The sequence below is a fragment of the Mesotoga infera genome, assembly GCF_900157305.1.
GTDB lineage: Bacteria > Thermotogota > Thermotogae > Petrotogales > Kosmotogaceae > Mesotoga > Mesotoga infera.
In genome coordinates this window covers 2,516,014-2,533,629 of record NZ_LS974202.1, presented here as the reverse complement: position 1 = coordinate 2,533,629, position 17,616 = coordinate 2,516,014, and the positions used below count along the sequence as shown (strand labels likewise).

Annotated in this window: 11 protein-coding genes; 4 read left to right on the top strand and 7 right to left on the bottom strand. The window is 51.4% G+C overall.

Annotation, left to right across the window (positions count from 1 at the left end; translation table 11 throughout):
- Positions 1-27: 27 nt before the first annotated feature.
- From MESINF_RS11515 to ruvA, 3 genes are read left to right on the top strand one after another with little or no spacing between them, the layout of a single operon-like run.
- A complete protein-coding gene (locus MESINF_RS11515) occupies positions 28-2,631 on the top strand; it encodes a valine--tRNA ligase (RefSeq protein ID WP_169699991.1) in 2,604 nt (867 codons plus the stop codon).
- Positions 2,628-3,953 carry a bifunctional folylpolyglutamate synthase/dihydrofolate synthase gene (locus tag MESINF_RS11510; protein ID WP_169699989.1) on the top strand — a complete coding sequence of 442 codons (1,326 nt, stop codon included), beginning with the start codon at positions 2,628-2,630 and terminating at the stop codon, positions 3,951-3,953. The genes MESINF_RS11515 and MESINF_RS11510 overlap by 4 nt, the downstream gene beginning before the upstream one ends.
- A complete protein-coding gene (ruvA, locus tag MESINF_RS11505; RefSeq protein WP_169699987.1) occupies positions 3,937-4,533 on the top strand; it encodes a Holliday junction branch migration protein RuvA in 597 nt (198 codons plus the stop codon). Before MESINF_RS11510 ends, ruvA begins: the two co-directional genes overlap by 17 nt.
- Here ruvA and MESINF_RS11500 read toward each other — a convergent pair.
- The 7 genes from MESINF_RS11500 to MESINF_RS11470 are packed head-to-tail and all read right to left on the bottom strand — an operon-like array spanning position 4,523 to position 16,123.
- The gene (locus tag MESINF_RS11500) at positions 4,523-7,597 is read right to left on the bottom strand and encodes an amylo-alpha-1,6-glucosidase (protein ID WP_169699986.1); all 3,075 of its coding nucleotides are present in this window, start codon (positions 7,595-7,597) and stop codon (positions 4,523-4,525) included. The genes ruvA and MESINF_RS11500 overlap by 11 nt on opposite strands.
- A gap of 13 nt (positions 7,598-7,610) precedes the next feature.
- On the bottom strand, positions 7,611-8,642 hold the full coding sequence (locus tag MESINF_RS11495) for a glycoside hydrolase family 172 protein (RefSeq protein ID WP_169699984.1): 1,032 nt from the start codon (positions 8,640-8,642) through the stop codon (positions 7,611-7,613).
- A gap of 24 nt (positions 8,643-8,666) precedes the next feature.
- The gene (locus tag MESINF_RS11490; protein WP_169699982.1) at positions 8,667-9,506 is read right to left on the bottom strand and encodes a carbohydrate ABC transporter permease; all 840 of its coding nucleotides are present in this window, start codon (positions 9,504-9,506) and stop codon (positions 8,667-8,669) included.
- Between the two features lie 16 nt (positions 9,507-9,522).
- Entirely contained in the window at positions 9,523-11,796 is a 2,274-nt protein-coding gene (locus MESINF_RS11485; protein WP_169699980.1) for a carbohydrate ABC transporter permease, read from the bottom strand.
- 59 nt (positions 11,797-11,855) lie between these two features.
- Positions 11,856-13,157 (bottom strand): ABC transporter substrate-binding protein, encoded by a 1,302-nt coding sequence (locus tag MESINF_RS11480; RefSeq protein ID WP_169699977.1) that lies wholly within the window; start codon positions 13,155-13,157, stop codon positions 11,856-11,858.
- Positions 13,158-13,206: 49 nt separating this feature from the next.
- Positions 13,207-15,396, bottom strand: a complete 2,190-nt coding sequence (locus tag MESINF_RS11475) for an MGH1-like glycoside hydrolase domain-containing protein (protein WP_169699976.1) — start codon at positions 15,394-15,396, stop codon at positions 13,207-13,209.
- The gene (locus tag MESINF_RS11470; RefSeq protein ID WP_169699974.1) at positions 15,386-16,123 is read right to left on the bottom strand and encodes a FadR/GntR family transcriptional regulator; all 738 of its coding nucleotides are present in this window, start codon (positions 16,121-16,123) and stop codon (positions 15,386-15,388) included. The genes MESINF_RS11475 and MESINF_RS11470 overlap by 11 nt, the downstream gene beginning before the upstream one ends.
- A gap of 500 nt (positions 16,124-16,623) precedes the next feature.
- On the opposite strand from MESINF_RS11470, the gene MESINF_RS11465 reads away from it, so the two are divergent.
- Positions 16,624-17,616, top strand: a complete 993-nt coding sequence (locus MESINF_RS11465) for a DUF1175 domain-containing protein (protein WP_169699972.1) — start codon at positions 16,624-16,626, stop codon at positions 17,614-17,616.

The window sequence follows — 17,616 nt, the reverse complement described above, 5'->3', positions numbered from 1 at the left end:
GCTGCAAGCTTGTAAGGGGGTAGTCCTATGAAAGAACTGGGAACCAGGTACACTCCTTCCGACCTGGAGAAGAAGTGGTACTCATACTGGAAGGAGAACGGCCACTTCAAACCTAAGGGCAGTGGAAAGCCTTTCACCATAATGATACCGCCACCAAACATAACGGCAGCCCTCCATATGGGTCACGCACTCAATCTCATCCTTCAAGATATCATGACAAGGTTCAAGAGAATGCAGGGTTTCAGGGCTCTCTGGGTTCCGGGAGAGGACCACGCCGGTATCGCAACGCAGAATGCCGTCGAGAAAAACCTCGCCAAGAAGGGTATCGACAGGAGGAAACTCGGCCGTGAAAAATTCCTGGAAACTACATGGGATTGGACCAGGGAATACAGGCAGAAAATCAGGGAACAGATAGAGGCCATGGGCTGTTCCGTTGACTGGAGCAGGGAGCGATTCACCCTGGATGAACGATTGAGCCATGCCGTAAGAAAATCCTTCGTTCAACTCTACAAGGAAGGCCTGATATACAGGGGCAAATACATAGTCAACTGGTGTCCCAGATGTTCAACGGTTCTTTCGGACGAGGAAGTGGAACACGAGGACGAAAAGGGAGCCTTCTACCACATAAAGTATCCTATCAAGGGCAGCGATGAGTTCGTAGTGATAGCGACCACCAGACCGGAAACCATGCTTGCAGATACGGGGGTTGCCGTCTATCCCTCCGACGAGAGATACTTATCGTTGCAGGGAAAGACGGCCATACTGCCTCTGGTAAACAGGGAGCTTCCCATAGTGGCCGACAGGTACGTCGATCCGACCTTCGGTACGGGCGCGCTCAAGGTGACCCCGGCGCACGATCCGAACGACTTCCAGATAGGGATAAGACACAATCTGCCGCTGGTGGAGGTCTTCGACAAAGACGCGAAAATAACCGAAGCCGGCGGCAAGTACGCCGGTCTGGACAGATACGAGGCCAGGAAACAGGTGGTTAAGGATCTCGAGGAACAGGGTTATCTGCTAAAGATAGAACCTATGGTTCATGCAGTGGGAAGGTGCTACCGTTGCGACACGGTAGTCGAACCCTCGCTCTCGGACCAGTGGTACGTGAAGGTCGGACCGCTCGCCGAGAGGGGAATAAAGGCCGTCGAAGACGGAGAGGTCGTCTTCTTCCCCGAAACCTGGAAGAAGGTCTATCTCAACTGGATGAACGATATAAGGGACTGGTGCATCTCCAGACAGCTCTGGTGGGGCCATCGCATCCCGGTCTGGTACTGCGACGAGTGTGGAGAGGTCATAGTTGAGGAGAACGATCCCGAAAGCTGTCCCAACTGCGGCTCGGGCAAGATCCGGCAGGATGAGGACGTACTCGACACCTGGTTCTCCTCACAGCTCTGGCCATTCACGACGCTGGGCTGGCCAGAAGAGACGGAAGATCTGGCGACTTACTACCCGACGAGCGTCCTCATAACCGGCTTCGATATAATTTTCTTCTGGGTGGCGAGAATGATCATGGCCGGCTACCACTTCATGGGCGAAAAACCCTTCGAACATGTGTTCATAAACCGGCTGATAAGGGATAAGACCGGACAGAAGATGTCGAAATCGAAGGGGAACGGCATCGACCCGCTTGATGTTATAAAAGAGTACGGAACGGACGCGATGCGCTTCACGTTGGCCATTCTGGCGGCACAGAATCACGATATAAAACTCGACATAAGGTTTTTCGACATATACAAGAAGTTCGCCAACAAGATCTGGAATGCGGCCAGATTCGCCATAATGAACCTGGAAGACTTCGAATCCCTGGAGCTTGAAAAGGCAGAGCTGGCTCTCGAAGACCGTTGGATACTCTCGCGTCTTCAGAGGTCTCTGGAATCGATGACCGTGAGTCTGGAGTCCTACGACTTCCCTGCCGCCGCCAAGACGATATACGCTTTCTTCTGGAACGAATTCTGCGACTGGTACATAGAAAGCGCCAAACCCAGGCTTTACGAAGGGAAGGGCGACAGAAAAGTGGCGCAAAACGTGCTCGTCAGGGTGCTCGATATATCCCTTAGAATGCTTCACCCAATCATGCCGTACATAACCGAGGAGCTATGGCAGAAACTACCCGGGTCAGACGGAGCTCTCATAGTCGCCGACTGGCCGAAAGTCGAAGGAAATATGATCGACCCTGAGGCCGAAAACGCCTATTCTCGCCTCATGGATACGGTGAGGGGCATCAGGAACGTCAAAGCCGAGATGAACATCCCGCCTTCGACCAGAACCGACGTGTACTATCTGGGAACTCCGCTGGAAAAAAGCTACCTCGACCTCATAGCCCATCTGTCCAATTCCAACGCGATTTCTCTCAAAGACGGCAAATCCAGGGGCAGTGTCTCGGCCTGGGGAGACCAGTCTAACCTCTTCTACGTTGTCCTTGGAGAGATAGACGTACCTTCGGAGATAAACCGACTTCAGGCAAAACTTGAGAAAGAATGCAAAGACCTTGAAAAGACCGAAGTGAAACTGTCTAACGAAGACTTCCTTAAAAACGCTCCCGAAGAAGTTGTTCTGGAGAACAGAGAACGCCTCGTAACGAGCAGGGACAACATCGAAAGGATAAAAAAGATTATAGAAGATTTGAGATGAGTAGAACATACAGTCAGACCATAGATTACCTTTATAATTCGCGACCTTATGGACAGATCAAATACGGACTCTATAGAATAAGAGAACTCCTGGAAAGACTGGGCAACCCGCAAAAGGCCTGCCCAATCGTCCATATAACCGGAACCAATGGCAAGGGCAGCGTGGCCGCCACCATCGCCACAGTCTTAACGTTTCACGGTCTCAAGACGGGTCTGAACATCTCCCCGCACATAGTGTCCTTCAGAGAGAGGATACAGCTAGACGGGCATTTCATAAAGGAAGACGAGGTAGTACACCTCCTGGAAGAGATGCAGCCGGCTCTGGAGAAGATGGATGCCAAGGGTGAGGAGTACTCTCCCAGCTTCTTCGAAGTGGTGACGGCGATGAGCTTCATGTACTACAGGGAAAAGCAAGCCGACGTCGCGGTCGTAGAAGTCGGTTTGGGGGGCAGGTTCGACGCAAGTAACATTATCGACTCGGCTCTGGTCTCGATAATAACCAGCGTAGGCCTCGACCATATGAACATACTAGGCGACAGTGAAGAGAAGATCGCATTCGAGAAATCCGGGATAATTAAATCCGGCTGTCCGATCGTAACCGGTGTCACCCGTCCGTCTGTGCTCAGGGTGATCGAAGAGACGGCACGCAATTTGAACTCTCCGCTTTACGCGTACTGGCGTGATTTCAACGCGACCGGCAGGAGCTACTCCACCAACGACAATATCTTCGACTATTACGGCGACAGAACGCTGGAGAATTTGCATATAAATCTCAACGGCGAGCACCAGACAATGAACGCGGCCATATCGCTAAAGGCTCTTGAACTCTCGTTCGGCAGACTGGGTCTTGAAATGAGGGAAGAGGCTCTGAGAAAGGCGCTCGGGCAGATTTTCTGGCCCGGAAGGTTTGAAGTGATGCACGTCCAGGGCAAGGAGATAGTACTCGACGGCGCCCACAATCCCGAGGCGGCTAAGGTCCTCAAAAAGACCGTGGAGAGATATTACCCTGGCCAAAGGCTGACCATCCTCTTCGGAAGTCTCGACGATAAAGACTTTGAAAGCAACATCAGGGCGCTCGCGCCTGTGGCCGATAGGGTAGTGGTCTGCAGAGTTCCCAACCACCGCAGCGTCCATCCCGAGAACGTGGCTGGCGTCTGGAAAAGATACGCAAGCAACGTCGAGTACATAGATTCTTACCGGGAGGCGCTCGACTCCCTACTCAAAGGCGGGGAGAAACGGTTTCTAATTTGCGGTTCGCTCTATCTGGTGAGCGAGCTCAGGAACATCCTCACCGGAGTGAAGGAATATGCTGGAAGGCGTTGAGGGGAAGGTACTGGAAAAGCGGGAGACCGAAGTCGTAGTACAGGTTGGAGGCTTCTATTTGAGGTTGAACTGCACTCCCGGCACCCTGAACAGACTCGTGAAGGGAGAGACGGCTCTTCTTCTCACCCGCATGGCCTATTCTCAGGATAGACCTCCCGAGCTTTACGGTTTCGCTGAGAGGGAGGAGCTGGATCTCTTCGACACATTGCTCAAGATGAGCAAGATCGGCCCGAAATCGGCGATGAAGATCCTCTCGGCAACGACACCCTCCAGATTGCGAAGCCTCATTGCCACCAGAAATATCGACGAGCTATCAAGATTGCCGGGCGTGGGAAAAAAGACGGCCGAGAGGATCGTCGTCGAACTGGCCTCTGTGCTGAACATTGCCGAAGGCGAAGAGGAAATGAGATCGCTGCCTACTACTCAACGTTCGACCGGCGAAGATGCCATAATAGCTCTTGCCTCGCTCGGCTTCGATGAACAGCAAGCGAGAAGGACCGTCGCCGGTCTTCTCAAGAAAAATCCCTCGATCGATACACAGGAACTCATCAAAACGGCCTTAAAAGAGATCAGAGGATAGGGAGTTCTTCGTGTCGAAGTAAGATTTTTACGAGTTCGTATCCCGTCCGGTCGCCAGAAACACACAGCTTCCCGTCCTCAAAGACGGCGTTTTTGGCTTTCAAACCCTTCGAGGCCAGGAAGGGAATGCACGATCTTCCGCCCGGAACGGCGAGTGTCAACTCCCAGCCTTTATTTGTTCTTTCGATGGAGACGATCCTGGGCTGGCGGCTCTTCTTTCCCCTGTGCAACTGCGGTTCTACTGACATCAGGAGGAAGGGGACGCTGTACCTGACCTCGATCTCCAGTTCCCTGCCGCTCACCGGTCCGTCCGGCTCAATTCTGCAGGCGGTCGCCGTTCTCCGCCGGTAAACCTTGACCGGTCTTTTGCGGCCGTTTACGCTGAATTCTATCCTTCCGGCGTATGCCGGTATATGGGGAGTGAAGTAAACGGGAACCTCCCTCTTGAGTCTCAATTCGAAACGCTGAGTCACCCCTATTAATTCGCCCAGGACTACGGAAGAAGCGTAACGGAGATCTAGCGAGTTGTCTCCGAAGACCAGCGGCCCGGCTTCGAGCCTTCCCAGATTCGGCGGTATGGAAGGCCCGAGTCTCAACGTTCCCCTAAGAGAATCCGGTTCGAAGCCCAGTACGCCTTCGTAAAAGGGATGAAAGCCCATAGTTTCCGACCAGGCCTGGTGCGGGCAGACTCCCGAAAGCTCATAGGACTCGCCGTTGAGAACCTCCGGTATATAGCCTCCTGAGAAGTCCCTGCAAGTGTACAGGTTGGCCAGAGTGTGGTTGTAACCGTCGAGATCGGCTCCGATTTTGAACTGCGCCAGAGCAGCCCAGCCCGTGAAGAGGGGCCAGACGCTTCCCTCGTGGTAACCTTTGGGGTTGAAGATGCCCGAGCTCTTCCCGATTATCCTTACACCCCAGTCGGTAGAGAAGTCGTCGGTGGCGAACTCATCGAACTGTTCTCCGATACTCTCGCTCGACACAGCGTCGAAGATTACGCCCATCGAAGCCATGACGGTCCTGTAGGGCATCTGCCTTCCGTACCGGTCTATGCCGAGCGCGTATCCATTCGAAGGGTCGTAGAATTTTCCCAGTCCTGCGACCGCCTTCTCCTCCAAGGAGGCGACCGTATTTCGCAACTCAGCGTCACGGAGTTTTTCGGCCAGTTCCCCGACTCCCCTGAGGGCCGCCAGCCATATACAGTTGAGATAGAACGAGGCGCTCGCCCCGTAAAGCCTGCCCCCTTCGATCCAGCCGTGCCCGGCAATAGTGTTCTCTATTAGACCGTCCCCGTCTGAATCGGTTCCGGCGCAGTAATCGAGAGCCGCGCGCAGAGAGCCGAGATTTTTTCTGACGAAATCGAGGTCGCCCGTGTGCTTGACATATCTGTAAAGGGTGTACAGAAAGAGTGGTGTCGAATCGGCGGCGTCGTAGTGAACCACACCACTCGAGGTCAATTCGTGATAGATCTTCCCGTCAAGCCTCCGGTACTTGATCAGAAGTTCGAGATTTTCCCTCACGGTTTCGAAGTCCCCGATATCCAGAAGGGCCAGCGAACACCATAGACTGTCGCGGCCGAAATACCAGGCATACCCGGGTCTAGCGCTGAACCACCCCGGCCTGCTCGAAGCGTACCCTGCCATGAGGCCGGTTCCTATGCCGGGAGTGGCGGCCCTGAATTTGATAGCGCCCACGCGCGCCAGATCGAGAGCCTCGTTCAGACGGTGATCGTCGGTTCTCACCCTTCCCCTTTCCAGATAGGCCGTATAGAAGTTTCTGGCCCTTTCTATCTCTTTCTGCATATCGATCGATCGGGGGCACTCCTCGCCCGCGATGCTTGCGATTATCGCCATATAACCGGTCCCTTCGAAGCGACTCTCGAATCTTCCGGTGACCGACTTTCCGTCGTCGCCGATTTCTATCCTCACCGGATTCGAGTTGACTATTAAAGCTCTCATTTGACCGTCTTCGGTGAAAAGGCGGACACCTCTTTCGAAGACGGTGTAGAACCTATCGCCGCTGTAAGCTTCGTCCATGGGCCACATGATTCTCATGTCCGACTCGAATAAAACACCAATAGTATGTTCCCGTCGATCGTTCGGGTCTACCTGCACGAAGAGGAAGGGCTCCTTCAGACTGCTGAAGACATTAATTCTTCCGCACTCCAGTTTGAACTCCACTCTTTCGGGCGTGCAAAAAACCGACCTGGCGCTCAGAGGAAGTGGCTTTCCGTCGATGGAGAATTCCAGAAATTTTAGAATCCTGAAAGGGTGAGCCCAGACCTCTTCTATCCGCTCATCACTCATATTTGCCAGCAATCTCTCTCCGGAAGTACTCAGGTAACCGCAGGCATTTTCGACGGCGATGGAAGCGTCCGGCCAGATTATAACGGGAGAAAGCGAGGGAATCTCAGAATCACGGTCGAAGAAAACGTGCCTGCAAACGCAATACGCCTCGGTCCAGTATGATCCTCCCTGTCCACCACCCGACATGAATTCAAGAGTGTTTTCAACGAACTTTTCGACTTCTCTCCAGTATGGGTCGTCTTCACGCTCTAGCGGCAACAAGCCGCCGATCGAAAGAACGGGAAACCCTTCAAACGTGTGGAGCCAGATTAAAGCATTCTCTCTTACATAGCTTATATATCGCTTTTCCACAGCGATCACTTTCGCCGCATTTCCCCTGTAATAAAAAACGTCGGGCATCTTTTCGTACGCGTTGAGATGGATGCTGTAAAAGCCGCCGTGCAGCCCGTGAAAGAGCGGGTGACCCCTGTAAGACTGGAAACCCCTCTTATCCCACGGAGCGTCGCTCAAAGAGACTCTCGACTCTTCTATCGCTCCTCTCTCTTCGATACCGATCAACTGGAGAGCCTTCACGGCAGAGCCGTAAAGCACGACCGGAGTCCTGCCGATAGTTCTAGATAGTATATCTTTATCGGGTACTGTATCTATAAATAAAACTACATCATTTTTACTTACAGTATCTAAATCATGACTGACACTGTGTTTAGTTTTTGAAATGATTTTTTCCAGGCGGCTTTCACGTTTTCCCAGTATTCGAATCATATCGGCACGTTACCTATCTCGGCCAGAGTTCCTGGAGGGTGTAAACTGCCGCGAAGTTTCGGTGGGGTTCGTTCTGGTACCAGTACGCGACGGTCGCTATATCGTCTGTCAAAGGTTGGAAAGTTCCATCCGGGTACCAGCCGAGGGCCTGAACAGTTACCTTTATCGACTTTCTGAACCTGACTGGGTCGCATATGTGCCAGCGGTATAGACCGTGTCTGGGAACTTCTCCCTCCTCTTTTCTCCAGAGTGGGTAGCCACAAAAAGGCGCGGAGAAAGTCTCACCAAAACACCAGGCACCTCCGAAGTAATCCTCAGTTCCTGTCGTGCAGATGGTCGGATCTTCTTCCCCCTCAAGGAAGAACTTGACCTCTCCCTCTCCCCACCAGCCGTTCGAGAACTGCGTCCAGGCTGCGACCGTGCCTACATAGTGACCGGTACCGCTGACCCCGTCGAGAATTATGTGTTCAGGATTCTCTCGGGTAGTCATAGACCTCCGCCAAGACGCGTGAAAATACGCGGCACCCTCTGGAAGCTGGCCGAGCGAATAGTCGAACTGGTAGAAGAAATTCTGAACGGGTTTGGCCGCGAGATTCTCCAGTGTAATCCTCGCGCTCTCCCTGAAAGGCATTGGCCAATAGCAATTGAAGCCACCAGACGGATTCACAGCGACGGGCAGCGAGTTCACGCTATACCTCAAACCGTGCGTGCAGGCGAAGAAATCTCCCAGGGGAGCTTCGACTGAAGGAAAGGGTTCGCCGTCCCAATAGAATCTTATGAGGCAACTTCTGTAGGCTTTGCTATCGACGGTCATCCAGATATGTCTAATAGTTCCCGGTCCAGTGATTTTGGCCAGCTCAACCGTTTCACCCGGCTGTATATCTATGCAGGGCCTCACCTTCCAGCCCTTTCCCAGCCTTCTCGCCGGGCCGGAACCATTGGGATCTTCCAAGGCTCCCCCCGACACCCTCCCATAGGGGTTTTCGGCCGATATGGATCTTGACAGTTCGTTTCTCAACTGGCTAAGATCTTCTAGATTGAACATGATATTTCCCTCCGAAATTCATTTTCACTTGTCGAATCCCGATGTAAGCCTTATCCCCTGTACTATCCATTTCTGAGCGATGACGTAGATAAGGATCATGGGTATCGAAGAGAGCGCTGCCGCGGCCATCTGCGCCGGATAATTGGTCGTGTACTGCGAGGAGAACATGGCCACTCCCACTTCTACCACCCTCATTTCCTTGCTTCTGGTGACTATAAGAGGCCAGAAAAAAGAGCGCCAGGTTCCCAGAAAAGTGAAGGTGCCCACCGTCGCGATGACCGGTTTACAGAGAGGCATGATGATCCTCCAGAAGATCTGCCATGTAGAGGCGCCGTCTATCCTGGCCGCGTCCTCTATACTGCTGGGAAGGCTGAGCATATACTGCCTCATCAAAAACATTCCCCAGATGTTTCCAAGAGCCGGAACGATCATCGCCCAGTAAGTATCCACCCAGTTGAGGGAGTGGAGAATTATGAACCCAGGTATCAGCGTTACGACGCCGGGCAGGAGCATGAAAGTGATGAAGAGCTTGAACATGAAGTCTCGGCCGGGAAAGTAAAGCCTCGAAAGCGCATACCCGCCCATGGCCACCAGTATTATCTGTCCGATCAGCACGCAGACAGTCACGAAAAGCGTGTTGAAGATGTATCTTCCCCAGGGCTGCGACTTCCACATCTCCACGTAATTCTCCAGGCGGAGGACATCGGGGATCAACTTGGGCGGAAGTCTGTACATTTCGAACTCTGCCATGAAAGAGAAGGAGATCATCAGTATGTACGGCAAAAGAGTCGATAAACCCAGAAGAATCAGAAGGGCCAAAATAACTATTCTGGTTATAATCGTCATGATTTTGTTGTCCCTCATAATCTCACTTCCCTTCTTAGAAGTACGCCTGCCAGCTCTCTTTACCGAAGAGCTTGAATTCGACGAATGTCAGAACGGCCAGCAAAAGGAAGAGTATCCATGACTGGGCGGCGGCGTACCCCATTCTCATATCCACCCATGCCGACTGCCAGATGTGGTAAAAAACGACGTCTGTCGATCTCAGGGGACCTCCCTGGGTGAGAACGTATATCGGTGTGAAAACCTGGAAGGATCCTATCACACTGGTCACCAGTACGAAGAGGCTCGTTGGCTTCAACAACGGGAGGGTTATCTTCAAGAAGATCTTCGATTTGCTAGCTCCATCGACGCTGGCGGCGTCGTAAAAATCCTTGGGGATACCCTGTAGACCGGCCAGAAAGATCAGCAACTGGCTCCCTATGGCCGACCATATACCGATTATCATCATCGAGATCAGTGCAAACTGCGGTGATTCAAGCCAAGCTATCGGCTTGATTCCAACCAGTCCGAGAATGAAATTGAGAACTCCGAAGTCACGGTTGAAGATCCAACGCCAGACTATGGTCGTCGCGACGCCGGCCGTGACGACCGGGAGATAGTAAAGGACTCTCAGAACTATGGATAGCTTACCCAGTTTGTTGACTGCGATGGCCAGAAGAAGCGAAATGAACATGCCTATCGGAACGTAGATTGAATAAACGGCCGTGTTTTTTAAAGCGTTCCAGAACTTGAAATCGCCAAAGATCTCTATGAAGTTTTCCAGCCCCACAAATGGTTTGGCGGCGTCCACTATGCTCCATCTCCTGAAGGCCAGAAAGAGGGCGAATCCCATAGGACCTACTGCCCACCAGATAAGATGGACCAGCGCCGGCATCAGAAAGCCGTAGCCTATGAAGGTTCGCTTTATAAGTATGCTTGATTGGATGTTGTTTATTATGAAGCCGCTCACGACAGCAATCACCAGCAAAGTCAGAATCATACCGATCGCGAAGAACTGTATCGAAAGCACGGTGTTCTCTCTGGACGTCTCCTCGTACAGAACGGTGGCTTCGATTCCAGAGATCTCTCTGGTCATGTAAGTGTGAAGAACGTCGTTAAGTTTCGCCGTTCCCTTCACAATTCCACCTTCGATTGCGGTTGAGGAGATAGTCTCGAGATTTGAAAGCCTCTTTTGGGTGAGGTTGGAGGCCAGGAGGGAACCTCCTTGACGCATCACAAAATTCGCACCGGTCGTCTCTCTGGATCTATCTATAAATTCGGACGGAGACTCCGGGCTTTTCACCTCTAGAAAGCGTTCTACGTCGCCGAACCATCCCCTGGAGTTCTTCAGGGCGACCGTTTCGCTGATACCTATTAGTGATTCTCCATAGATGGAGTAACTGAATATCGCGACGAGGACAATAGCGGGAAGAAAGGCCGTCAGGCCGTAAAGGAAGCGCGCGGATTTCTTCATCTTCGGATCCTTTTGAACTTTCTTGAAGTAAATATAAAGAAAGAAAAGCGCAAAAATCAGCGAGGCTATCCCGGAAACCCATATGAAGACGGCCAAAGAATCGATACTTCTCTTCCATAAGGCTGGCGAGGTCACCGTCGAGAAGAAGGATATGACATCCCAGTTATCGGAATCGTAGATCGCAAGGGCGTTAATTATCAGCTCACCGTTACTTGAATATATCTCCGCCGATTCCGGTCGTTGGCTGTTCATAGTTCTTCTGAAGAGATCGCCGAGCGTGGCTTTGTCGATTTCGGGCGCACCGGCCGGCGTCTTGAAACTGTTTTCATCTCCGTAATAGACCAGAAGCTCTCTATCGTAAATTTCGAGAGTATTCTCGAGCAAGTCGCCGAATCTGTTCAGAAGGACAACGAACACAGTGTCGTCGAGTGTCAGAATTCCGGCCTGGATGTACAGTTTATCATTGAATCTGGAAATTTCAGCCCTCGGTAGTCCGCTGGAGAAAGTCAGATTCTCGAAGAAAATCGAAGATGGCAGATCGTCGGGAACGGAGTAGCCGAAGTCTTCAAGCAACTTGCCATCGTAATCGTACAGAGCCGCGAAGACTATATCGTCGGATAGGTTTTCAACCACACTACCGGCAGCTTGTGGATCATCGACAAGCGGGTACAACGCGTTGTCTATATCAGCCGCAAGATTCAAGTAGTTGAGCTTTATGCTCTTGAGTAGAGAGGCCTCGTTTTCTCTAGCGTATTTTGAATAACCGTCCGCCGCGTATATATTGAGGATAGCGAACCCCGACAACATCAGAAGCGCTACGAATATAAAAAGACCTATCAGAAGCTTATTGTGCTTCAAAGCCATCCCTCCCGAATAAGGAAAGGAGCGGCGCGATAGCCGCTCCTCAGGAAAACCTGTTACTTTTCACCTTTTTCAATGTATTCGTCGATCGTTGCGGCGGCCCAGTCCATAGCCTGTTTTACGGTCTCACCTCCGACGTTCATCCTGTCGAAGGCCTCGGCCCACGTATCTTCGAACTGGGGTCTGTAGTACTTCGTCAACGAGCCTACCGGTACCCGGGCGTAATCGAGCATGCCTATAAAGGTAGAATCCAGCGCGTCCTTGGCGGCCTGTAGTTCAGCGATGCTCCTGATGGCCGAGATCGCTAGTCCTCCTTCGAGGCATCTCTTGGTCTGTGCATATTCGCTCGACAGGAAGGCGGCCAGCTTGGTAGCACCAGCCTTGTCGGCTACGTTCGATGGCACGGCCCAGCCAGAAGCGTAAGTGACTGTTGCTTTGCTTTGCTCGCTGGCGTACGGTATCGAAGCGCCTCCAACCTTGAGATTGGCACCTTTCGCGATCTGGGATTTTATAGAGACGTTGAACCAGCGTCCGGTGATCACCATGGCAACCTTGCCGGTATAGAAGAGTGCAGAGGTTCCGCCCAAAGAGCTGGCTTCCTGTGGTGTAGGCGCATAGCCCTTGGCGAGGAGATCCATGTAGAAACTATAGGTACCGACGTTCACGTCACTGTTGAGATATCCCGAAGTCTTTGTGAAATCAGGGCTGAAGACCTCTCCACCGCCTGCCCAGAGGATCGGCACTACCACGCCTACCCAAGATGGGAAGGCGAAGCCCCAGACATCATTCTTTCCATCGCCGTCGGTATCCTTGCTAAGCTTCTTGACCGTTTCGGCGAACTCCTCCATCGTCCAGCCACCTTCCGGCGGATAAGGGACTCCGAACTGGTCGAAAACGTTCTTGTTGTAGAAGATGCCTATCGGGCTGGTGTCTTTGGGAAGGGCATAGAGACTCCTGCCTGACCTGAAGATATCGACGAGAACGGGGAAGTACTCATCGAGGTTCGTTCCGCTCGCACCCTCCCTGCTCAGTCTATTTATGAAGGGGTTGATATCGGTCAGGTATTTGCCCTCCACGAAGGCCGGGATCATTTCGGCATCCAGCAGTATGACATCGGGGGGTGTTCCGGCGCCAATGTCTGTTAGAATTTTCTGGTAATAATCGCCGGGAACCGGTTCGTAAACAACTTCATATTCCGGATTTAGTCTCATGAATTCTGCGATGATCGCCTCGTCAAGCGCGGCTTCTTCGGCGCCCGCCCAGGTGGTTACCCTGAGTTTTGTCGCACCTATCGCGAATGAAGAGAGAATCAGCAGAATGACTACGATAAAGAACCTTGAATATCTTGCCCTATCCATACTTCCACCTCCATTTTCTTTTTCCCTGTCCGCTATTTAAGCGGCCTATTCAAAGCCTATTTATTGTCTTGCCGTTGTACTCAGCCTCGAAAATGCCTTTACTCGATCTTATCCTCAGCTTTTTGCCCGCGATCGTCAGGTTGTCGAGTTCGAAATCGATGCCGAAAGGGAAGGGATCAAGCGTCAGGCCATTTTCGGTGAAATCGATTCCGGCCAGGTATCTGAAGAGCAGATCCACTACCCATGAGTGCTGGTAATCATCGACACCCCTGTAAACACAGGCCTTCCCATTGAAGGGATTGTAGTGTTCGAAGCAATTGGGCCTTTCGATGTCGCCCTCGTAATACATCATCTTTATGAACTTTTTCACCAGCTCCACGGTCTTCTCCCTGAGCAGTCTATCGTCGAACCTTCTGGCACAAAAGCCCAGAACATCTACCATGTGGCTGTTGGTCATTGGCCAGACCCTGCCGTTCCACGGGCAATTGTGGCGTTTGCCCTTCCACTCGGCCCACTGGCTGAAGAGGCGATCATCGACGCTCGTGGATACGACAGGATATTCCGTCCAGAACTCATCCGGATTGAGCAGGTGCTTTTTGAGTCCCGGCAGATGAGATTCATCTACTATATCGGTCATATACGGATAGAAACAGACGGCGGCCTTCACGCCGGTTCTCTTGAAATCGACGGGATTCACATCGTAAAAGATCTCTTCATGGTCGTCCCACATGAGCTCGAGTACAGCCTTTTTCGTCTTTGCGGCACTCTCTTCGAAGAGCTTTCTCTCTTCTTTCAGCCCCAGAAGACCGGCCATCCAGGCTAGAGCCTTTTTCAGGTTGTACACGTAAACCGTGGCATCGACGCCCTTGAGACGTATGTTGTTTATCCAGCCATACCTGTCGGCCATAGGATCTACAACGGTGTAACGGCTCATGTACTCCTGTCCCGTTTCGAACTGGTCCACCACGTCGTATAGTCCGCTGTTCTCTCTGTCCCTTACCCTGTCGAAATACCCGAGATACTTCTTCATGGGGCCGTAGATACGCTCTATGAAGAATCTGTCCGGGTGTATCCTGTATAGTTCCATCACCGCTCTACCCCAGTCTGCATGGTAAAAACCGTTCTCCTGCAACTGGTTGACATATATATGCCCGGCGAAGGAGCCATCGTCCCTCTGGTTTTCTATGAAATTCAAGAGACTCCCCATTGCCACCTCTGGACTGGCCGACCATCTGGTCTCGAGCATGTGACACTGTGCGCTGTAAGTTATGAAGGCCCGGAAATAATCCAGTCCCTCGGCTATAGCCGGGTGTTTCATGAAGGATTCGTTTACGCTGCTGGTGAAAAGCTTGAGACCGTACCATCGGTAATAGTAGTATTTCTGCAAATATGGCTCTCCGATCGAAAATTGCGGAAGTGATCTGAAGTACGACTCCCAGTTTCTACGGCTCTCTTCTACAGGGTCGCACGCGAGGGATTTTCTGGCTGCCTTCACGACTTCCTCCACATCTGGGGCTGCGCCCAGTCCGCAGTTGAAAATCGCTTCGTTTCCAGGAGCGAGTTTCACTTTCCTGTACAAACCTATGTACAGCAAGCCCTCCCTGTTGATGCCGTTCGTATCGATTCTCTCGATCAATCCATCGTTTCCGAGCTTTTCGTAGAACGGGCTTAATCTGAAATTCGGGAGATTTCCCGTTCTCTCAGAAAATGATACGTTGTGGCTTTCCTTCCCTTCCAGAGCCAAAATCACGTAAGCGGGATAAGGTCTCCTCCTGGGCTTTACGAGTCTCTTCTTGAAAACGATACCGCTGTCGGCCACATCTATTATCTCCGTATCGACCTCGCTGTCGCTGTCGGAACATTGCTGGGCCGTCCAAACGACTATATCCAGCTCTTTCGCTTCCTTCGAGTTGTTCTTCAGGGTTACCCTGGACACCAGAAAATCCTCCTTCAGCAGGGCCTTCTCTTCAAGCATTTCAAGGTCGCCCGAACGGAAGAGGCTTCTCAATGTAGCCGGATTCCAGAGTTTATCGACACAGACAAAATCTACCGGAACTCCCCAATCGACAACGCTGATCGTGTACCCCGGATCGATCCTCAAATCGAAATAACTCACAAAATCCCAGGCGCCGGGGCGATCGAGGTGCAACGGAAAAGGGGGCGTCCAAAGAAGTCTGTTGCCACCGCCCAGGTACCACTTGTCTCTTCTCTCCAGCATCTTCAGGACATCAATCTCCATCTTTCTTCACTCCCGTGATCGAATGCTGCAAGTTCTGCGATTTCGGTTTATAACCGGTGAGGTCCATAATGTCTTTCCTGTCCAGATTTATTATTCTGTCGTAAATCTCCAGCGCCACATCAAGATTGCGCTCTCTAATCGCCTCGTAAAGATCCCTGTGTAAAGGCAATCCCGCGTCGCCGAAAGTGTCCAGTCCGAGGGGGGACTTCCATAGCACTTCGAGTCCATCGAAGACCACATCGAAGACTTCCCTGAGGAAGCGGTTGTGTGAGATCTCGAAAAGCTTTTTATGAAAGCTGGCGTCGGTATCGCCAAGATTCTCTCTGGTAGCCATCGCCCTGGAAAGCCTGTCCATACAGAGCGATAACTCCTCAATATCGGTCGAACTCGCGTGAGAAACGGCAAGCGCTATCGCCGATCTCTCGAGCGTGCTTCTCAGTTCGATCAGATCAAGAATATCTCTCGCGCTATCGGTCTCTATTTCGAAATTCACGTTGAAGAGTATCTTCAAACTTGTTCTCTTCAGAACGAAAGTGCCACTGCCGTGAACGGTTCTGGTAACTCCCTCGTATTCCAGCACCCTCAGCGCTTCCCTTATTATGGTCCTGCTGACACCCAGTCTGTTGGAAAGCTCCACCTCGCCGGGCAATCTCTCCAGATCTTCGAGGACTATCATTTTTTTCAGTTTGTTCACAACATCCGTAGAAGTGCGTTTCTTCGTCTTCATAGCTGTTTTCTACCACCTGTATTTGATTAGTTGTCCACTCACTGTACAACTTTATCATTTCGATTCTACCTTCTAAATCATCCACATCGAAGATCGTCTATGGACATTTCGGGGTATATACACGGAATCTGAAACGTTTACTCCAGAATAAGTCTTCAAAACGAAAGACAATGAATTAACTTGTTGACAAGTTGGTTCTTCGTAGTTTGGTCATGAGCCATAAGCATAGACCGTCCATCTGCTGCTCTAAATCAGTGTTCAAAGTCCTATTCAGAGATATTCATTGTCACCCATAACTTGTACAGCGAGCATCCGGGTTTTTTATTGAATCTCTCAATCTTTCGAACGGCTTTCATACAGAGTGCGTTGAGTTCGACTGGTATAGCAAATCGATACCGTTTAAATGAGGATATTTGCCGGAATCGTTATGAACCAATCGACGCGGTGAAAGTCTTATAAACTGTGTGGTTTTTTTTAGCGATTTCTGAGGGGAGATAGCAATGAAACGTACCGAGATTATATATCTCTTTTTGCTTTTTTCTGTCACTGTCGCCATCTCTTCCGGTTTTCTGGTTCTGAAGGGAGATTTCGGGGCTATTGTAGTCACGGGAAAGGCGGCAATTCGACGCGGAGAGAGTTTTTCTCTGGAGGTTCCCGTATCCGGTCTAGAACGTCCGGTTCTAGCTTATTCTCGTGGAGCCAGCCTTCTCGATTTTCAGACAGCAGAAGGAACGATCAGTTACCTCTTCATAGCCGACGACCCCGACGCCGTAATAGTAGTTGAATATAACGGCCTCTTCAAGGCCAGAAAAACCGTTTCGCTGGATTTCGAAGATTTCGTGGATGAGAATTTCGACGACTTTCCGGATATGCTCGTTCTCGATTCGAACGACGCCTGGTGCTTCAGGGCATGGTTCGTAAACATCGCGGCCTATCAGGCTATACAGTTCTCGGGCAGGTGGAGCAATCAGGAGAGAGACTGCTCTGGCCTGATAAGATTCGCGGCGAGGGAGGCGCTGAGGGTTCACGACGACAACTGGTTCAGGGAGACGGGAATAGACACGCGTCTTTGGTTTGAAAAGACCGGCATAGACCTTACGATCCTTCCTGATGTCGTCAAGTACAACTATCCGGCCATTCCAATCGTTGGCCCGAAGCTTTTCATCGATTCTAGCGGGCAATTCACTTACTTTGCCGATGCCTATAACCTCGTCAGGAGTAATATGGTATATAGGGGTAGAGATATCGCGTCGGCCAGACCAGGAGATATCATCTTTTTCCACCACCCCTCGCCTTCTACTTTTCACTCCATGATATACACCGGCGATGGATTGATCTACCACACGGGTCCCCTTTCGCCTGGCGATAGTGGCTCCTTGAAGGTCTGGAGTTTGAACGATTATATGAGAATGATGCCTTATCAATGGTTACCTATAAACAACAACGAATACTTTCTTGGGGTTTACAGCTTCAAGTGGTTACCCCGGATGTGA

Coding starts and splice junctions, on each gene's coding strand:
- MESINF_RS11515 (WP_169699991.1), top strand. CDS start 28: ATGAAAGAACTGGGAACCAGGTACACTCCTTCCGACCTGGAGAAGAAG.
- MESINF_RS11510 (WP_169699989.1), top strand. CDS start 2,628: ATGAGTAGAACATACAGTCAGACCATAGATTACCTTTATAATTCGCGA.
- ruvA (WP_169699987.1), top strand. CDS start 3,937: ATGCTGGAAGGCGTTGAGGGGAAGGTACTGGAAAAGCGGGAGACCGAA.
- MESINF_RS11500 (WP_169699986.1), bottom strand. CDS start 7,597: ATGATTCGAATACTGGGAAAACGTGAAAGCCGCCTGGAAAAAATCATT.
- MESINF_RS11495 (WP_169699984.1), bottom strand. CDS start 8,642: ATGTTCAATCTAGAAGATCTTAGCCAGTTGAGAAACGAACTGTCAAGA.
- MESINF_RS11490 (WP_169699982.1), bottom strand. CDS start 9,506: ATGAGGGACAACAAAATCATGACGATTATAACCAGAATAGTTATTTTG.
- MESINF_RS11480 (WP_169699977.1), bottom strand. CDS start 13,157: ATGGATAGGGCAAGATATTCAAGGTTCTTTATCGTAGTCATTCTGCTG.
- MESINF_RS11475 (WP_169699976.1), bottom strand. CDS start 15,396: ATGGAGATTGATGTCCTGAAGATGCTGGAGAGAAGAGACAAGTGGTAC.
- MESINF_RS11470 (WP_169699974.1), bottom strand. CDS start 16,123: ATGAAGACGAAGAAACGCACTTCTACGGATGTTGTGAACAAACTGAAA.
- MESINF_RS11465 (WP_169699972.1), top strand. CDS start 16,624: ATGAAACGTACCGAGATTATATATCTCTTTTTGCTTTTTTCTGTCACT.